Raw genomic sequence first — 19251 nt, forward strand, 5'->3', positions numbered from 1 at the left:
AGCGACTCTGTCTGGAGGTGAGAAACAAAGAATATCAATAGCGAGAGCAATTTTAAAGGATTCCCCGATAATACTACTTGATGAAGCAACATCTTCACTTGATCCTGAAAATGAACTTATTATACAAGAGGCAATATCAAATTTAATTAAAAATAAAACAGTTGTGGTTGTAGCTCATAAATTAAGAAACGTAATGGGAGCTGATAAAATTGTTGTTTTAAACAAAGGAAAGGTAGAGGAAGTTGGGAAGCATGAAGAACTTATTAAAAATGAAGGACTATATAAAGACCTATGGAATTATCAAGAAAAGTCAAGAGAATGGAAGATTGTAGAGTAAGAATTATTTTAAAGGAGGAAAATAAAATAAAAGATTAAAAAGTGTGGAAGTTAAGAGCTTTTAGGATATTATAATAAATCTTGAAAGCTCTTTTGTTTTGAGATTACCCTAATAATTCTAAAGAGTTTTTATTAACTTTATAAGTATAAGATTAGTCTATTAAAATCAGACAGGCTAGCAAGTTTTCATGACAATCTTAAGTGTTGGAATCTTTAAAAACTTTCTTAATGCCTTTTCAAATAAGCATCTAATTTTTATTGATCGTGTTCATTATAAAATTTAAAAATAATGAATTGAATATTCAAACAATAATTGAATAGAAGAAGATTTTTGAATAGAAAAGATTAAAAAGATATGCTACCATATAAATGATAAAAAATATCAATAACAATTAGCAATAAACGCAATATTTATCTATTTATTTTAAGGAGGTTTAAATTTGAAATTATACAAGAAATTATTTTCTTATATGCCAGAGAGAAAAATGCATGGATTTTTATCTGTAATTTTAACTATGGCAGGGATTATAATGCAATTTACAGCTTATTATTTAATATGGCTGCTACTTAAAGATGTTTTTTTAGGAGAAAGTCTTGAGGAAGCTTTAAAAATTGCTACGATTATTTTACTTTTGTTTGTTTCTCATGGACTTTTATATCTTGCAGGAACGTGGATGAGTCATCTTGCGGGATTTAGACTGGAAACAAGATTAAGAGAAAAGGGTATAAGACATCTTTTAGAGGCTTCAAATACTTTTTTTGATGTACATAACTCGGGAAAAGTCAGAAAAATAATAGACAATAATGTGGAACAGACTCACATGATTGTCGCCCATCTGATTCCAGATCAAACGGCTGCTATTTTAACACCATTATTGATGCTGGCTTTGGTATTTACACTTGATATATATCTTGGAATATTTTTTGTGATTATTGTTTTTATATCTCTAATTATAATGAAAAAGATGATGGGAGAAACCCAATTTATGGATGCTTACATGAAGAAACTTGATGAGTTAAACGCAGGAGCAGTTGAATATGTGCGCAGTATGCCCGTAGTGAAGATTTTCAATGCACCAGTCATCGGATTTAAAAAACTATATGATTCAATAATTGAGTACAAAGAAATGGTATACAAATATTCCATGTCTTGCAGAATTCCCTATGTGGCTTTTCAGTGGATTTTAAATATTTTTATAGTAAGCCCTGTTTTCATAGCTTTATTTATGGTTTCACGAGGGGATAGTCCGGCGTTGTGGAGTGCCAAGGTTTTATTTTTCACTCTTTTTATGGGACTGTTTTTTTCAAATACTATGAAGATAATGTATGTATCCATGTACCAATTTCAGGCAAATATGGCAGTTGATAATCTTGAGAATTTATTTAAAGAGATGGAGCAAAAGAAGATAAACTTCGGACAAGATAGGGAAATGAAAACTACGGATATAGAATTTAGGAATGTAGATTTTTCTTATGACGGAGAAAATAAAATACTCGAAAACTTTTCTCTTAAATTATCGGAAAACAAGGTCTATGCTTTGGTAGGCTCATCGGGAAGCGGTAAATCGACGATTGCTAAACTAATCTCCGGACTTTATCCGGTGGACTCCGGTGAAATTAGGATAGGAGATAAAAATATTTCTTCTTACGAGAAAGAGTATCTCATGAACAAAATAGGAATCGTTTTTCAAAACCCAAAACTCTTTAATGGCGTTACAATCTTTGACAATGTAAAACTTGCAAGAGAAAATGCATCGGACGAAGAAGTTTATGATGCTCTTAAAAAGGCAAGATGCAATGAATTTATTGATAAATTTAAAGATGGCTACAAAGCTGTTATAGGAGCGGAAGGGATAAATCTATCAGGTGGTGAAATTCAAAGAGTTTCAATTGCTAGAATCTTTTTAAAAAATCCAAAAATTATCATATTGGACGAGGCCTCAGCTGCAGCAGACCCTGAAAATGAATACGAACTTTTACTTGTTTTTTCAGAGCTAATAAAAAATAGAACAACTATTATGATAGCCCACCGACTTTCATCTGTGCGTGGAGTAGATGAAATACTTGTTGTAGAAAAGGGAAAAGTCATTGAAAGAGGAAATCACAAGGAACTCATGGAAAGGGAAACTCGATACAGAGCTTTTGTCGATTTATACGAATCTGCAAATGAATGGGAGGTTAGTGTATGAAAAATTATATAAAAAATAGATTTGCATTGACTGAAATAGGTGCTAAAGGAACAATTGTTGCGATAAAATACTCTGCCTTGAAGAGCCTATCCTATATGATGCCCATTATGTTTTTAATGTATGTCATTCAGGGACTTCTCGGATTAGGAAATTTTGACTTTAAAATATCAATTATTGTTTTTGTCGCAATCGGACTTTTTATGATTTATGTAATTAACAAGGATTATATAACGACATATAACGAAACTTATAAAGAATCGGCAAATCTTAGGATAGAAATATCCGAGAGAATAAAGGATCTTCCACTATCTTTTTATTCAAGGCATAGTCTAACAGACCTGTCGCAAACTATAATGAAGGATGTGGAAACTGTTGAACATGCCATGAGTCATGCCATTCCGGGATTTTACGGTTTTATGATAAACTTCGCCATTATAGGAATTTTGCTTCTAGTGGGAAATATAAAACTTGGACTTGCGGTGATGTTTCCAATTTTGGTGTCCATGCTTTTAAGTTTTCTTTCAAAAAAAAGGCAGACGAGGGCAACTGAAATATATTATAAAGAGCAAAGAAAATCGTCTAAAATGTTTCAGGAATTAATAGATTTATCCACAGAAATAAAATCCTATAATTTATCTGAAAAGAAGAAAAAAGATGCACTGGAATTTGTAAGAGAACTTGAGAAATATCATATTTCTTCAGAAATCGGACAAGTTGTGCCAATAACTTTAACCGGAATTGTAGGGAATTTTGCTCTCGGATTTGTGGTATATTTTGGACTTACTGAATTAATCTCAGGTAATATTAACATACTTTATTTTGCAGGATATTTATTTGCGGCAGCAAGACTTATTGACGGTATCGCAGCATTTAATCAATATTATGCGGAAATGATGTATATCGACTCTCCTGTTGAAAAAATAAGGAAACTTAAAGAGGCTCCAACTCAATTAGGAAGTGCTAGTGAGTTAAATCAATTCGATATTTCAGGAGAAAATGTGAAATTTTCTTATCTTGACGGGAAAAAAGTAATAGATGATATTTCTTTTAAAGCACTTCAAGGAAAGACAACAGCTCTTGTAGGGCCTTCTGGGTGTGGAAAGACCACTCTTTTAAGATTGGTGTCCAGACTTTATGATTATGACAGCGGAAAAATAATTATTGATGGCAAAGAAATACAAAAAATAAGGACAGAAGATTTATTTAAGCATATATCAATAGTATTTCAAGAGGTATTATTATTTAACGGCTCGGTAATGGACAATATTAGAATAGGCAATTTGTCCGCATCTGATGAAGAGGTAATAGAAGCGGCAAGACTTGCCAATTGTGATGAATTTGTAGAAAAACTGCCTCAAGGGTATGACACATTTATAGGAGAAAATGGTTCAAATCTATCAGGAGGCGAAAGACAAAGGATTTCTATTGCAAGAGCATTTCTAAAAGATGCAGAGATTATTTTACTTGATGAAATTGCGGCAAGTCTTGATGTAGAAAATGAAAAATATATTCAGCAGTCATTAAATAAACTTACAAAAAATAAAACCGTCATGATAATTTCTCACAGAATGAAATCAATAGAAAAGGTAAATCAAATCATTGTGATGAATAATGGGAAAATTGAAGAGTCAGGTGTGCATGAAGAACTACTGAAATCAAGCAGGACATATAAAAAGATGATAGACTCTTCAAGAAAATCGGAAGAATTTGTATTTTAAGGAGGAAAAATGAAAAAATTTACAGTCCGTGATTTAGTAAATGCAGGAGTATTTTCATTGCTAATAATGGCAGCCACATGGATCGGAGGTATGATTGGTTTTATTCCCGTTGCCATGCCAATTGTACCATTTTGTTGCGGCATAATATCAGGTCCTGTATTTATGCTTTACTCAACGAAGATAAATAAATTTGGGATGATTTTGATTATGGGAATAATTTTTGGGCTGGTGTTTTCAATGTCAGGTCATGGAGCCATTGTATTTCCACTTATTATAGTATTTTCACTTATCTCCGAATATATTATGAAAAAGGGAGACTATAAATCTATAAAACACGCAAGACTTTCTTATCTAGTATTTATGTTATTTGCGGCGGCAAATCTTATTCCGCTATATTTTGCAAGAGATGCCTATATACAGTCTTTAATTGCACAGGGTTATGGAAAAGAATACGTAAATAAATTAATGAGCGTCATGCCGATGTGGTCCTTTTTACCGATTGTTATTCTTGGAATGATAGGAGGCTACTTGGGTTGCACTATCGGGATTAAAATTTTGAATAAGCATTTTAAAAAAGCGGGAATGGCTTAATGAAACTGGATTTCAGGACAAAGTTCATATTAACCATAGTACTTGGAATTGTTGTGGTAGAAGGTTCCGTAAGTCAAAAATATCCTTTCCTTGGTATTTTATTAGTTGTATTTCCTTATATCTTAGCACTTTTTGACAGAGAAAAGTCCCTATTTTTCAAGGGACTTTTCTATACAGTAATTGCTTTATTGGGGCAAAAGTTTTTGCCACATTTTCAGGGGAATTTTCTTGCTATGGTACTTACTCTCTATTGTGGAATAATACTTAGAATTATTCCGGGCGTGATGATGGGGTATTATGGAGTGACAACCACAAAGATGAGCGACCTTGTATATTCTCTAACAAGGATGAAATTTCCCGATTTTATTATAATTCCGATTTCTGTTATGTTTCGATTTTTCTACTCCATTAAAGAAGACTATAAGGTGATTAACGAGGCGATGTATATGCACGGGCTTACATTAAAAAATTTTTTTAAAAATCCGGCAAGAATTATAGAATACAAATTTGTTCCACTTCTTATGATAACTTCTCAAACAGCCGATAATGTATCAATATCTGCCATGACAAGAGGTATGAGAGTAGGGGAAGAAAGAAGTAGTATTTCAAATGCAAGCCTAAAGTTTTATGATTATATACTAATTTTATTTTCTTTGTTTTTGACGATTTTGTTTATTAAGGTGAAGCTATGTTAGAATTTAAAAATTTGACTCTGGAATATGAAAATGATGAGGGTAAAAATTTAAAAATCCTAGACGATATCAATTTAAAATTTGAAAAAGGTAGCATAAATGTAATAACGGGAGAATCAGGTTGCGGTAAATCTTCTCTTATAAAATTAATAAACGGCATAATCCCAGAGATAACAAGTGCAAAAATATGTGGGGAAATAAAATTAAATGGCGAGAATTTACTGGAAAGTGATATTACAAAAAGAAGCGAGAAAATATCGACAGTATTTCAAAATCCAAAAAATCAATTTTATGCAATAAATTCCCTTGATGAAATAGCCTTTGCCTTGGAAAATAGAAAAATGGAAAAAGAGGAAATTTTTAATAGGATAGAATACTATACCAAACTGCTTTCGACAGAAAAACTTCTGAATAAAGATTTACTTAAATTATCAGGGGGAGAAAAACAATTAGTTGCCATAACTTCTGTTTCTGTCATGGATAACGAGATTTACCTATTTGACGAACCTTCCGCATCACTGGATAGGGAGTCTATAAACAGGCTTTCTGAAGATATAAAGATTTTAAAAAAACAGGGCAAAATTATAATAATTGCAGAGCATAGGCTTTATTATTTAAGGGATATTTTGGATAAAATTTTTGTAATTGAGAACAACAAAATTTTTTCATATGACAAAAATAATGTAGATGATGTTTTGATAAAAAAGCATCATCTCAGGATTTTACAAAATATAGAAGAAAGGGATTTTAAAAATGATAATTATACTGAAAAAAACCTATTTGACAAATCATATAACGAGGAAGATGAATTAATTTGCAAAGATTTTTATTGTAAATATAGCGGAGGAAAAGAAATATTTGATTTTTCAATATCTTTTAGCAAGGGAAGTCATTTTATAATTGGAGAAAATGGAATCGGAAAATCTTCTTTTATTAGAAATATTTGCGGACTGAATAAGGGGCAAAAAGGAGAAGTATACTATTGTAAAGAAAAAATAAAAAATCACGGCGACAATATATCCCTTGTGATGCAAGATGTAAATTATCAACTTTTTACAGAATCGGTATATAGCGAGATTTCCATTGTATCAAATGATGAAAAATTAAAAGAGGAAACTTTAAGAGAATTTGGACTTTGGGACAAAAAAGACTTTCACCCTCAGAGTTTATCGGGAGGAGAAAAACAAAGGCTTGCTCTTGCACTTGCAAAGGCAAGTCCAAAGGGTATTGTAATATTAGACGAGCCTACATCGGGGCTTTGTTTTAAAAATATGAGAAATTTGATAAAAGTAATAAAAGAAATGAAAGAAGATGGAAAAATCATTATTATAATAACTCATGACTATGAGTTTATAAAAATGGTGCAAGAAAATGTGGTGAAATTTGTAAGTGGATAAAAAAGGATATGAAAGTTGGGGGTTTAAAGTATCGCCAACAGAGGATAAAAATATTTTTGATTATGAGGGAATTGAATATCCAGAAAATAAAATGAGATCCTATGCCATATTTCCAGGCATTACTGTATTATTTATAGATTTTAAGCATAGATATATGGCTGAAAATTCGGAAAGCGAGGGCACATATGGATATAGAATTGGATATTCATATGAAGGCAATTATTATACTCATATAAATAACACAAGAGTTTTGATAACAAGGGAAATATTTGTGGGAAAATCCCTTCCCAAATCATTGGAGTCCTATTGTACAAGTAATAAGACTATTGCCTTTAATATAGCAATATCGCCAAAACATATAGATCACAAAGACAAGAGTTATAAAATAATCTCAAAATTTTTAAAAAATGTAGAAAATATTAAAGACTTTGGTTATACTTTCAATAGCAGGGAACTAATATTTCTTGCCAATCAATTAATAGAAGCCTTAAAAAATAGAGATGTGATTTTAATAACTCTAAAAATATTGGAACTTATGTATAGGATAGCAAATGAAAAAGTTACAGAAAACAGGACAAAATATTACAAAGAGGATGCGATGAAAGAAGAGATTTATCAGATAGAAAGCTACCTTAAAACTCATATGAAAGAAGACATCGATCTAAATAAAATTTGCAAAGAATTTAAAATTTCAAAATCATACCTAAACAATAGGTTTATGCGTATATTTCAGTATACTCCCATGAGATATTTAAATAATATGAGATTAATTAAAGCAGAGGAAATTTTAATATCAACAAATAAAAATATAATTGATGTGTGTGAAGAAGTGGGATTTAAAAACCCTTCTAATTTCGCAAGGTCCTTTAAAAAATTCACAGGTCTAAGCCCAAGTAAATATAGAAGACATAATAAAATTTGAAATATAAAATAAGACTTGGTGAAATTAAAGAAGGATTAAAAATTAGAGGCTTTAAAGTTAGCATATTTCATCCTATAAAAGCATTTGAATTGTATTTTGTACCACTCCTATACAAATCCCAACAATTAAAGGTGAGTGGAGTCATATTAATATGGCAATGAAGACTAGAGGAATCAATTTTAATTTAAAGAATTTATTGAAAAACCTCTTCTAATTATGGAATATTTTTTTATACCTCTTTTTGCAAGTGTTTTAGAAATAGGAGACGAATTGTCTCAATCAGCTATCGTGAGAGGTCTTGATGCTCCTGTTGAAAAAACAAGTAGACATCTTATTAAGTTTAGAAAAAATGATATTAGTGTTTTAATTCTTATGGTTTTAAATTTATTAATAGTAATATTTATGAAAGAATCAGGGTGGGATTTATGATTGAAAGGGATAAATGATAATTAGTATTGATTTTTTTGTAGATAAAAAGTATAATCAAGCTATATAACAAAGTTATCTGAATAAATTATGCTAATGGATGGTGTTTAGTTTGGAAGTATTAAATACGAAAGAAAAAATTATAGAAAGTGGTAAGAAACAGTTTTTAGAAATAGGATTTGAGAATGCAAATTTAAGAAGAATTTGTAAAGATGCAGGTGTAACAACGGGAGCGTTTTATAAATATTTTTCTAATAAAGAAGAATTATTTGAGTCAATGGTGGGACAACTTGCTTATGACATTCTTAATTTGTATAAAAAATATAAAGACAAGAGTTTTATTAAGTATAATTCAGATTGCCCTATTAGCGAGAAAATAATATTAGAAATCATAAAACTGAAAGAAGAAGCTTCAATTCGTTCTGTATCATATTTTTATGATAATAAAGAAAATTTTCAATTGTTAGTATTTTCATCTTACGGGACTAAATATGAAAATTTTATTGAAAAAATTGTAGGCTTTGAAGATGATAATCATAAAAAGATTTTAAATATGATTCATAAAGACGGTTATAAGAGCGTTATTACAGATGAAGGTCTGCATCTTATTAATCATGCTTATATTTATGCTCTTGCGGAATTAGTTGTTCATTCTAATACTAAAGAACAAGCCATGCAAAATGCAAAAATTATATCTAGTTTCTTCAATGATGGTTGGAAAAAAATGCGAGGTTTATAACCTCAAATTTTTTAAACAACAGATAACTTAGTTATCTACAAAAGGAGGTTTTTATGAAAAAAGAAAGTCCATTAAAAAGATTATGGAATTTAGCAGAAAATGAGCATAAAGAATTGCGACTCGCCATTTTGTTTGCAATTATAGGAGTAATTGGTGGAATTATACCCTTTATTTCTGCTGGCAAAATTATCGCTGCTTTAATAGGCGATGTAAGAAAAATTGATTTTTATATTAAGTGGTTTTTGATAGGATTTATAGGTTATTTAATTAAAGTTATTTTCTATAACATAGCCTTATCCAAATCACATAAGTCTGCTTATAGTTTGTTAGAGGAGATTAGATTAAAGATATTAAAAAAGTTGCCTAAGTTATCTCTTGGAAAAGTTGTAGATACGCCCAGCGGAAAAATAAAACAAATAATAGTTGACCAGGTAGAAAGTTTAGAAAGACCTGTTGCCCACTTAATACCTGAACTTACTGCCAATATAATCGGACCAATACTTATTTTAATTTATTTATTTATCCTTGACTGGAGAATGGCACTATTATCGCTTGTATCTTTTCCAATAGGTATGATTTTTATGAAGAAAATTATGAAAGGATATCCAAAGCAATTTGCTGGAGCTGTTCAAGTTGGAGGAGAGATGAACTCTTCTATTGTAGAGTACATTGAGGGAATCGAAGTAATAAAAGCTTTCAATCAAGGAGATGAACAGTATCGAAAGTTTTCTGAAAAAATAAAGGCAAATGCAAATTATTATTGCAAATGGATGAAAGATGTACAATTTTTAATGTCTATGTCAAAATCTGTTATGCCAACTACTTTACTAGCAGTGTTACCTGTAGGTTGGATATTTTTTAAAAATGGAAATTTACAAGCAGAAACATTTTTAATGGTCATAATTTTAGCCTTTAGCATTTCGGGTCTTTTAACAGAAGCAATGAATTTCGTAGATAGTTTAGCAAGAGTAGGAACTATTTTAGATTCAGTGGATAGTATTATCTTGGAAGAAGAACAAGATCATGCATCAAAGGAATTTATGTTAAAGAACTTAGATATAGAACTTAATGATTTGAGATTTTCTTATAATAATGAAGATGAAGTAATTAAAGGCATTAGTATGTATTTAAAAGAAGGCAGTTTTAATGCTTTTGTAGGTCCTTCTGGCGGCGGCAAATCAACACTTGCTAAACTCATTGGAGCTTATTATGATCCAAGTCAAGGAGAAATAAAACTTGGGAACGTGGAATATAAAAATATTCCTCTTAAACAAATTTATAATTATATATCTTATGTATCTCAGGACAATTTCTTATTTGATGAATCTATAAGAGAAAACATTCGAATGGGGAAATTAGGTGCAAGTGATGCAGAAGTTGAGAAAGTTGCAAAAGAATCAGGATGTCATGAATTTATTACAAACTTGGAAAAGGGATATGATACGAAAGTTGGCAGTGGTGGAGGGCACTTATCTAGTGGTGAAAGGCAGAGAATTGCAATTGCTAGAGCTATGTTAAAAAATGCACCAATTGTAATTTTAGACGAGGCAACAGCGTATATCGATCCTGAGAATGAGAGATTGGTACAAAAAGCAATATTTAAACTATTAGATGGAAAAACTGTTATTGTAATTGCTCATAGACTATCTACAATTAAAGATTCTGATCAAATCTATGTTATTAAAGACGGAAAATTAGATAGCCAAGGAAGGCATAAAGAGCTTTTAGAAAAAAGTAGTTTATATAAAGATATGTGGCTGGCACACATTGGAGCAAAAGAGGTGATTGAAAATGATTAGTGCATTAAAAAAAATTTGGAACTTTGCAGGACAAGAAAAAAATAACATTAATAAGTCACTAGTAATTTCTTTTGTATATGCTATTTTTCATATATTTCAGATAAGTGCAGTATACTTTGTCCTTTTAGGAATTGTCGAAAAAAACAATTCTCTAAAACCAGGACTTTTGGCATTAATCTTTTTAATAGTAAGTATATTAGGAAGAGCTGTTACAAATTATTTTTCTCAATTAAAACAGACACACGCTTCCTATTATATGACAGCTGACAAGCGAATAGAAATAGGCAAAAAAGTTAAAAGCGTACCTATGGGATATTTTAATGAGAATAGCGAAGGGCAAGTTGTAGGAATTATGACTACAATTATGTCAGATATTGAAAATACAATTCCAATTGTTCTTATTAATATGATGAGTGGATTTTTAAATTCTATTGTATTCACACTAATTATATTAATTTATGACAAAAGAATAGGGATAGTTGTTATTTTGACAAGTCTTTTATATCTATATATTACATCGTTGATGGAAAGAAAATCTGCTCAGGTAGCTCCTAAACGACAAATTTCTCAAACAAAATTAGTTGAAACTATTTTAGAGCAGATCAAAGGTATGCATATCATAAAGTCTTTCAATTTAACTGGAAAAGGAGATAAAAAGGTTCAAAATGCTATTAGAGAAAATAAAGGAGCTAATTTAAATATAGAAAAGTCTTTTACACCATATAATATGGCACAGGAATTAGTGCTTCGCATAGGTTCTATTGCAATAGGATTTTTGGCTGTATATCTTTATTTTAACAATTCAATGAATTTAGTTGATACATTGATGTCTATTATTATTTCCTTTATGGTATTTGCACAAATTGAATCAGCAGGGTCATCAATGGCTGTTTTAAGAGTAGTAAGTTCATCCATAGATCAAGTAGAGGAGCTAAATAAAATGCCACAACTTGATATAAATGGAGAAAATATTGAAACAGAGCATATAAATATTGAATTTAAAAAGGTCAATTTTTCTTATGGAAATAAGAAAATTATAAAGGATTTAAGTTTGTTGATTAAGGAAAATACGACGACAGCAATTATTGGACCATCTGGGTCTGGAAAGACGACGCTATGTAATTTAATTGCTAGATTTTGGGATGTCAACTCTGGTCAAATTTTGCTAGGAGGAAGAAATATTAAGGATTATAGTTTAGAGTCTTTAATGAATAAAATTTCTATGGTATTTCAAAAGGTGTATTTATTCGAAGATACCATAGAAAACAATATTAAATTTGGTAATCAAGAAGCTAGTCACGATGAGGTTATAGAAGCAGCGAAGAAAGCTTGCTGTCATGATTTCATAATGAAATTGCCAGATGCTTATCAGACTATGGTTGGTGAAGGAGGAGCTAATTTGTCCGGTGGTGAAAAACAAAGGATTTCTATTGCCAGGGCAATGTTAAAAAATGCACCAATTGTAATTTTAGATGAAGCAACTGCAAATGTTGATCCAGAAAATGAGGACAAATTGCAAAAAGCAATTAATGCCTTAATGAAGGAAAAAACCGTAATTATGATAGCTCATAGATTAAAAACTGTACAAAATGCTGATCAAATTATTGTACTAGATAGAGGAGAGATTGTAGAAAAAGGAAATCATGAAGGATTATTAGAAAAAAAAGGGTTGTATTATGACTTTATAAAAATAAGAGAAGAAACAGAAAATTGGAAATTATAAGGAGGATTATAAAATGAAATTAAAAGATGTGGTAAAAATTATAGTATTTTCCATTATAGGATTTGTTTTAACAATGGGATTAGGTTATGCTACAGGAATGTTGGGAGTTGCACCAAGTTTGTATATATCATGTGCCTTTGCAACTATTATTGGAGCACCAGTATTTGTAATATTATCTAGATCAGTAGGTAAAAGAGGAGTTGCTTTTGTTTATTTCTTTCTAATTGGAGTGTACTATACTTTATTGATGGGAATGTGGCCAATCCTTATTATTAATATAGTAGCAGGCATATTAGCTGAACTTGTTATGGGAAGAGAAGTAAATTATAGAGCAGCAAATAAAAGAGCTGGTTATGCTTATGGAGTTGGTATGTTCATTTATTCATTTCATGCTATGGTTATAACTTATTTCTTTGGAACTAATCCTTCCATAGTAAAAATGATGACACCTGAATATATTTCATTTTTAAAAAATTTCTATACACCAATTAACATAGGTATATGTGATTTGATTTCAGTGATAGCATCTCTAATTGGAGCCAGCTTTGGGAATTACATTTATGAAAAATTTTTCGCAAGTAAAACCAAGAAAAGCAATTTGTAAAGTGAATAAAGAAACCAAAAAAAATGTTAGAATTAACCCAAAAACAATATTTGGGCTAATTCTCATTTTTTCAATAATTTTATTAATAGGATCTACAAATGTATATTATATATGTTTAATTGTAAGTTTTTTGTGCTTAGCTAGCACATCTATAAAGTACGCACTTAATTTTTTAATAGGCATAGCTACTATATATTTTTTGTCAAGAGGCTTAGAATACATTTCTGGTGGAATTTTTGTAGGGTCTATATACTCAATGCTAAAAATAGGATTAAGACTTTCACCTATATTTATTTTGGCTAAGATTATATCTTTTTATAGCACATCTTACCTTATCGCAGTATTAAGAAGCATGGGGATAAAAGGAAACTTAAATATTGCTGTGGCACTTTTGTTTAGATTGCTTCCAGAAATAAAAATAAGACTTGGTGAAATTAAAGAAGGACTAAAAATTAGAGGCTTTAAAGTAAGCATATTTCATCCTATAAAGGCATTTGAATTGTATTTTGTACCACTCCTATACAAATGTATGCATATTAGTGATACTTTAACCTGCTCAATACTCACAAAGGGAATTGAGTATGATGGCGAAAAATCAAGTTTTCATGAGATAAGTTTTAGTAAATTTGATTCTTTGCTTTGGATATTAGGAATTATTTTATTGGGAGTAACGATATGGGAACTATTTTAGAAGTTGATTTAAAATCTTTTGCCTATGATGAAGATAATATATTAGAAAACATAAATTTAAAGATAGAAAAGGGAGAGATTATATTATTAACAGGAAATTCTGGCTGTGGTAAATCAACTTTGTTACGTCTAATGAATGGTCTTATTCCAGAATTTTATGAGGGTAAATTAATAGGAGAGATTAAATTAAAGGGAAAACTGTTAAGCAAATACAAGAAGGGTGAACTGGCTAAATATATTGGCAATGTTTTTCAAAATCCAAAAGATCAATTCTTTTGTACAATAGTCGAAGATGAGATTGCCTTAGTTGGCGAAAATATGGGAATGCCTAGACATGAGTTAATAAAAAGAGTTGACGAAGTATTAGATTTATTAGAAATTGAGCATTTGAGATATAAATCTATTTTCGATTTATCGGGAGGAGAAAGGCAAAAAGTGGCAATAGCTTGTACTCTAGTTTATGATACAGACTTGATATTTTTTGATGAGCCATCATCTAGTTTAGATTATAAAAGTATTGAAAACTTAAAGGAAATTTTTTGTATTCTCAAAAATTTAGGAAAAACAATTGTTGTAGCAGACCATAGAATTTATTACTTAAAAAGCTTATATGACCGCCTTATACTTATGGAAAGAGGTGAGATAAAGTCAATTTATAAAAATGGAGAGTTAAGGCCTGAAATGTGTTCTGGTTTAGGATTAAGAGTCTTAGATGAAGGATTTTTAAAAGCAGAAAAAAATCCAATATATACCAAAAATGTCATAGAATTTAATAACATAAAAGTTATGCAAAACAAAGAAAAAATTATGAATGAAGTTTCCTTTTCACTACGAGAAGGGGAAGTAATGGGAATAATAGGAAAGAATGGAACTGGAAAAACAACTTTAGCTAGGACAATAACAGGGTTAACTGGAAAAAAACAAAATACAAATCTTGGTCTAAATGAAAAAGAAAGATTAAAAAATTCATATTATGTACAGCAAGATGTTGATTCACAAATATTTTTAGATACAGTTGAAAATGAACTATTAATAACAAGTAAAAATCAGGATAAGAATTTAATCAAAAGACTTCTGAAAACATTTGGGCTTTGGGAAGAAAGAATTTCTCATCCTCAAAAACTTTCAGGTGGACAAAAACAGAGACTAGCTGTTATTACTGCACTTTTATCAGGAAGAGAACTAATAATTTTAGATGAGCCTACAGCAGGGTTAGATTATAGAAATATGGAAGTTATGGCAAACTTACTAAATGAATTTTCAAAAAGATTTCCTATAATAATTATAACTCATGACACGGAACTTTTGTTTAAGTGTTGCCATTATGTTTTACTTCTTGACAAAAACACAAATAATAAAATAAAAGTTAAAGGTAATGAGTGTAAAATATTTGAATTTATAAAAGCTTAAAAGATATTTTATGATTTGCTTGTAATAAAAAATAATTTTGTTTGTGTATTTCCAAGGGAGTGTAAATTGGAAGAAAAAATATTATTTATGAATTCAATTCTTCAAATCCAGAATATTCAAATATCCAAGGATCACATCTTTATTTCTACTAATATTAGTGGAACATTGTTTTTCTATTTCTAACTTATCTTTGTTAAAGATTAGTATTGTAAAAGCTATTTTCATAGAAAAAAGTAATAATGACTTTAAACACAAAAAAATAGCAACAAATATGATTTTGTCAGTTTTTAATGGAAAATACAAGTATATTTGCAATCTATAAGGGAATACGTTATACTAATCTTGAATTAAGATAGGAAGGTTTAAAATGTTTTGAAAATGGAATAAAACAAATTATGAAAGAGAGGGGATTAACTTAACAACAAATAACTAATGAGCTTAGTGTAAGATAATACATTAGTATTTTATAAAGAAGAAAAGATCAAGCCACAATTCTAATAAAAGATTGGGAAAACTTTTTAAACTAAAGATAAATATTTTTCTAGGATTTGGGAATTGCAAAAAATTTTAATGTTGTTTTAAGAATATGAAATATTTGAAAAAACAATATCTAGCTATGATGTATTTGAAAAAAAGTGATAAAGGTGCAATGTCAGCTAAAATATTAAAACTACAAGAAATGAGACTAATGAAAGCAAAATAGCTTCTAGAAAGTCTAGCCAAAATACTAAATTTCAATACTAGAAGTTTAGTGGTTATTGCTTTGCAGTTAGTTCTAAATGATGAAAGAAACTATTTAAAAATAAGGCCTCTTTTAAATTAATTATAATTTTAGGAGGTCTTATTTCTTATAACGGGAGATGATTCTATGGAGGTTATTAAAGTAAAAAACCTTTACCACACTTTTGATGGAAAAAATTTTATTTTAAAAGACATATCTTTATCATTGAAAAAAGCTGAATCAATAGCGATTATGGGACCTTCTGGTTCAGGGAAGTCTACACTTCTTTATTGTTTATGTGGCATGATAAAGGCTAGTAGTGGAGAGATTTTATTTTTAAACAAAGATATTAGGACACTTTCCACGAAAAAGTTAAATGAACTGTATAGGAAAAATTTTGACTTTATCTTTCAAGATGTTAATTTAATTCCTGTTTTAAATGTAGAAGAAAATATTGAGCTAAAAAGCAGTCTTAACAAAAGAAAGTTAAATACAAATGAGTTAAAAGAAATTTTACATCTATTAAATTTAAGCGGTAAAGAGAAGTCTTATCCAGCAAAATTATCTGGTGGGCAACGACAAAAGGTTGCTATAGCTAGGGCTCTTTTATTTAAACCAGATCTCATTTTTGCAGACGAACCCACAGGATCACTAGACACCAATTCATCTTATAGTGCTTTGGAGGAAATGAAGAAATTAAATGATATAGGTACAAGCACTATAGTTGTAACTCATGACCCTAATGTAGCTATTCAAATGGATAGAGTATTATTTTTGCTTGACGGTCAGCTTCGCCAAGAAATTAACAAACCAACTATCAGCGAGATTTTAGAAATCTTTACCAAGCTTGAAGAAAACAAGAAAATAAGGGGGTAAGATTAAGATGAAAGTGAAAATTGCCATAAGGATGATTTGGAAAAACAAGATAGTTAACTTATGGATGTTTATAGCTATGACCTTAATCTCAATGGCTCTAAGTGTAACATCAGCGTGGTATTTAGCTACAATAAACCCAAATGATGACTTGATTTTTCTACATTTGGTGGGCAAAAAAATAATCTTATACTTGGGGATATAGTGAATGGCTCTCAACTTCAACTTTTAATGATTTTATTTTTTGGTTTTCTTCTTTTATTAGGGACAATTTATTTTTCAATAAAACAGGAAGATAAAGATTGGGCTCTTTTAAAACTCAATAGTCTAAATAATAAGGAAATTACTGGTATTCTTTTATTTAGGACTTTATTTTTAAATATTATAGCTTCAATTTTTGGAATATTTTTGTCTAGGTTTTTTATGGAGGCTTATGTAAAGTTTTTCTTTTATTTTATTTTTAAACCAGGATATGATAGTCTCCTAAAGGTTAATCTAAGACCAGGATTACAATCTAGCGCAATAAGCTTAGTAGCTATTTTTATTATGGTTATTATAGCGAGTCTAACAGCGAGTATAAATATTATAAAAGCAAGACCTTTAGACCTATTTATTGAATCAAGGGAAATAACAACTCTTAGCAAGAAAAATATAATTCTAAGATCTATTATTGGTTTGGCTTTATTTTTTGTTTTTTTATATTACACTTTAATTAAACCAGTAGAGACAGGGACTATAATAGATATTCAAGGAGTTGGAGTTTTAGCAGTAGCTCTTGTTATAGTTGTGTCCCCTTTATTGATTCCAAAGATTTCTAGTTTAATAACAAAAGTCTTAGTGTTAAAAAACTCAGCATTAGCTTCTTACGCTAGAGGTCAAGTTCTAATGAATGCACAAAAAAATCTCTCAGTGGCTATACCCATTCTTTTGGCAATCATAATACCTTCGATATTTGCCCTTTTTTCAGAGGCAAGTGTAGTAAGGATGAATAGAGAGTATAATGCTCAAAATAAAAAAATGGGAGAAGGAATATACGCCATTATAAATCCAACTAGCATAAATGCCAATATTCAAGAAAAGCTATTAGAGATTAAGGGGACACAAGATTTAATAATTACAAATACTTTAAGCTATTATGATGCAGCAGAAGATGATCATTATGTAGGAGTGAATTACATTAATGATAAGAGTCTTATGGTTAATTTAGATCTCGAGGCAGGAAGTATAGATAATATATCTAAAAACAAGATTGGTGCAAGTAATGATTATGAACTTGGAGATGAAATAAAAATAACTTATTATAATGGAGAAGAGAAAACATATGAGGTAGTAGCAATTTTTGGATCCGTACCTTATCTGTTATTACCAAAAATATATCTCGACTACAATTCTAATGATTTTTTGCCAGGACTTGAAAAGATAGATAATAAGATATATATAAATAACTCAAGCCTTGGAAAAGATGAATTAGAAAAGGAAATTGTAAAAATTTTACCTAATTCAAAAATTTTAACAGGTTCAGAAGATGTAAATGAATACTTGAAAAATTTTTCTAATCACGAATTTACAACAATAAAATTTCTTTATTTTCCTTGTATGATTTTAGCATTGGTAATTATTGCTCAAAACATAATATCTTTAATATCTTTTAAAGAAGATGATTTCAAATTATTATTTAGGCTGGGTTTTACTAGAAGGGAAATAATTTTAGAAAATTTGGTAGAAATCTTGGCTATTATTCTTTCTGCCAATATTATGATAATTATGGTACTTTCTATAATGTTGATTAAATTTATTAAGGAATTTAGTATGAATGAAATAACCATAGGTGCAAATCTACCAATTAAAGTGAGTCTATACCTAAATATATTCTTCATTTTGATATGCATTGTTATCACTACTATAGTTTGTCTGTTGAAAACAGAAAGAAATAAAATGTTGGATAGATAAATATAAATTAAGGATTAGTGGTTATATTTTCTTTTCTTGGAAGTAGAAAATTTGTAAAAAGTGATTTATAAAATTTTATTGGGATATATGTAATCGATAATAAGTCGATACATGTATCCCTTTTTTATTTTTAAAACATTTAAAATTTAACATAAAAAAAATTACATAAAAAATTTTAAATAATTGACAAAGTATAAGGAATGATATAAAATAATTAAGTAAAATTTTTTAACTAATTGGAGGAAGAAAATGAATTTAGAAAATTTAAAAGATATTATTGCTAGTAATTTTGGAATTAACAAGGATGAAATTAAGATGGAGTCAAATTTACGAGATGATCTTGGACTAGATTCTCTTGATGCAGTTGAATTGACTATGGCGATAGAAGAGGAAACAGGAAAGGAAATTCCTGATGATGTATTTGAAAAAATTGTAACCATAGAAGATCTAATTCAATATTTGGATAAATAA

Annotated in this window: 17 protein-coding genes; all 17 read left to right on the plus strand. The window is 29.6% G+C overall.

All coding sequences use genetic code 11. The features are described 5' to 3' along the window. On the plus strand, positions 1 to 337 hold a 337-nt coding region (locus ACQRC6_RS07265; protein WP_427848372.1), incomplete at its 5' end, for an ATP-binding cassette domain-containing protein. Between the two features lie 439 nt (positions 338 to 776). After that, entirely contained in the window at positions 777 to 2525 is a 1749-nt protein-coding gene (locus ACQRC6_RS07270; protein ID WP_427848373.1) for an ABC transporter ATP-binding protein, read from the plus strand. After that, entirely contained in the window at positions 2522 to 4243 is a 1722-nt protein-coding gene (locus ACQRC6_RS07275; protein ID WP_427848374.1) for an ABC transporter ATP-binding protein, read from the plus strand. Before ACQRC6_RS07270 ends, ACQRC6_RS07275 begins: the two co-directional genes overlap by 4 nt. 9 nt (positions 4244 to 4252) lie before the next feature. Continuing rightward, on the plus strand, positions 4253 to 4834 hold the full coding sequence (locus ACQRC6_RS07280; RefSeq protein WP_427848375.1) for an MptD family putative ECF transporter S component: 582 nt from the start codon (positions 4253 to 4255) through the stop codon (positions 4832 to 4834). Further along, positions 4834 to 5529, plus strand: a complete 696-nt coding sequence (locus ACQRC6_RS07285) for an energy-coupling factor transporter transmembrane component T (protein ID WP_075660013.1) — start codon at positions 4834 to 4836, stop codon at positions 5527 to 5529. Before ACQRC6_RS07280 ends, ACQRC6_RS07285 begins: the two co-directional genes overlap by 1 nt. Next, complete coding sequence (locus ACQRC6_RS07290) at positions 5523 to 6923, plus strand: ATP-binding cassette domain-containing protein (protein WP_427848376.1); 1401 nt, start codon at positions 5523 to 5525, stop codon at positions 6921 to 6923. Before ACQRC6_RS07285 ends, ACQRC6_RS07290 begins: the two co-directional genes overlap by 7 nt. Beyond that, on the plus strand, positions 6916 to 7845 hold the full coding sequence (locus ACQRC6_RS07295) for a helix-turn-helix domain-containing protein (protein ID WP_427848377.1): 930 nt from the start codon (positions 6916 to 6918) through the stop codon (positions 7843 to 7845). The genes ACQRC6_RS07290 and ACQRC6_RS07295 overlap by 8 nt, the downstream gene beginning before the upstream one ends. Before the next feature lie 216 nt (positions 7846 to 8061). Further along, positions 8062 to 8274, plus strand: a complete 213-nt coding sequence (locus ACQRC6_RS07300) for a hypothetical protein (protein WP_427848378.1) — start codon at positions 8062 to 8064, stop codon at positions 8272 to 8274. Positions 8275 to 8383: 109 nt separating this feature from the next. Then, a complete protein-coding gene (locus ACQRC6_RS07305) occupies positions 8384 to 9010 on the plus strand; it encodes a TetR/AcrR family transcriptional regulator (protein ID WP_427848379.1) in 627 nt (208 codons plus the stop codon). Between the two features lie 53 nt (positions 9011 to 9063). Further along, entirely contained in the window at positions 9064 to 10809 is a 1746-nt protein-coding gene (locus tag ACQRC6_RS07310) for an ABC transporter ATP-binding protein (protein WP_427848380.1), read from the plus strand. After that, positions 10802 to 12532 carry an ABC transporter ATP-binding protein gene (locus ACQRC6_RS07315; RefSeq protein WP_427848381.1) on the plus strand — a complete coding sequence of 577 codons (1731 nt, stop codon included), beginning with the start codon at positions 10802 to 10804 and terminating at the stop codon, positions 12530 to 12532. The genes ACQRC6_RS07310 and ACQRC6_RS07315 overlap by 8 nt, the downstream gene beginning before the upstream one ends. Before the next feature lie 13 nt (positions 12533 to 12545). Continuing rightward, positions 12546 to 13136, plus strand: a complete 591-nt coding sequence (locus ACQRC6_RS07320; RefSeq protein WP_427848382.1) for an MptD family putative ECF transporter S component — start codon at positions 12546 to 12548, stop codon at positions 13134 to 13136. Then, on the plus strand, positions 13093 to 13827 hold the full coding sequence (locus ACQRC6_RS07325) for an energy-coupling factor transporter transmembrane component T (protein WP_427848383.1): 735 nt from the start codon (positions 13093 to 13095) through the stop codon (positions 13825 to 13827). Before ACQRC6_RS07320 ends, ACQRC6_RS07325 begins: the two co-directional genes overlap by 44 nt. Next, on the plus strand, positions 13812 to 15236 hold the full coding sequence (locus ACQRC6_RS07330; protein WP_427848384.1) for an ABC transporter ATP-binding protein: 1425 nt from the start codon (positions 13812 to 13814) through the stop codon (positions 15234 to 15236). The genes ACQRC6_RS07325 and ACQRC6_RS07330 overlap by 16 nt, the downstream gene beginning before the upstream one ends. Before the next feature lie 868 nt (positions 15237 to 16104). After that, a complete protein-coding gene (locus tag ACQRC6_RS07335) occupies positions 16105 to 16833 on the plus strand; it encodes an ABC transporter ATP-binding protein (protein ID WP_427848385.1) in 729 nt (242 codons plus the stop codon). A gap of 201 nt (positions 16834 to 17034) precedes the next feature. Beyond that, positions 17035 to 18780, plus strand: coding sequence for an FtsX-like permease family protein (locus ACQRC6_RS07340; RefSeq protein WP_427848386.1), 1746 nt, complete (start codon positions 17035 to 17037; stop codon positions 18778 to 18780). 249 nt (positions 18781 to 19029) lie between these two features. Then, entirely contained in the window at positions 19030 to 19251 is a 222-nt protein-coding gene (locus ACQRC6_RS07345; RefSeq protein WP_427848387.1) for an acyl carrier protein, read from the plus strand.

This window comes from Peptoniphilus sp. SGI.035 (assembly GCF_050315115.1).
GTDB lineage: Bacteria > Bacillota > Clostridia > Tissierellales > Peptoniphilaceae > Peptoniphilus_A.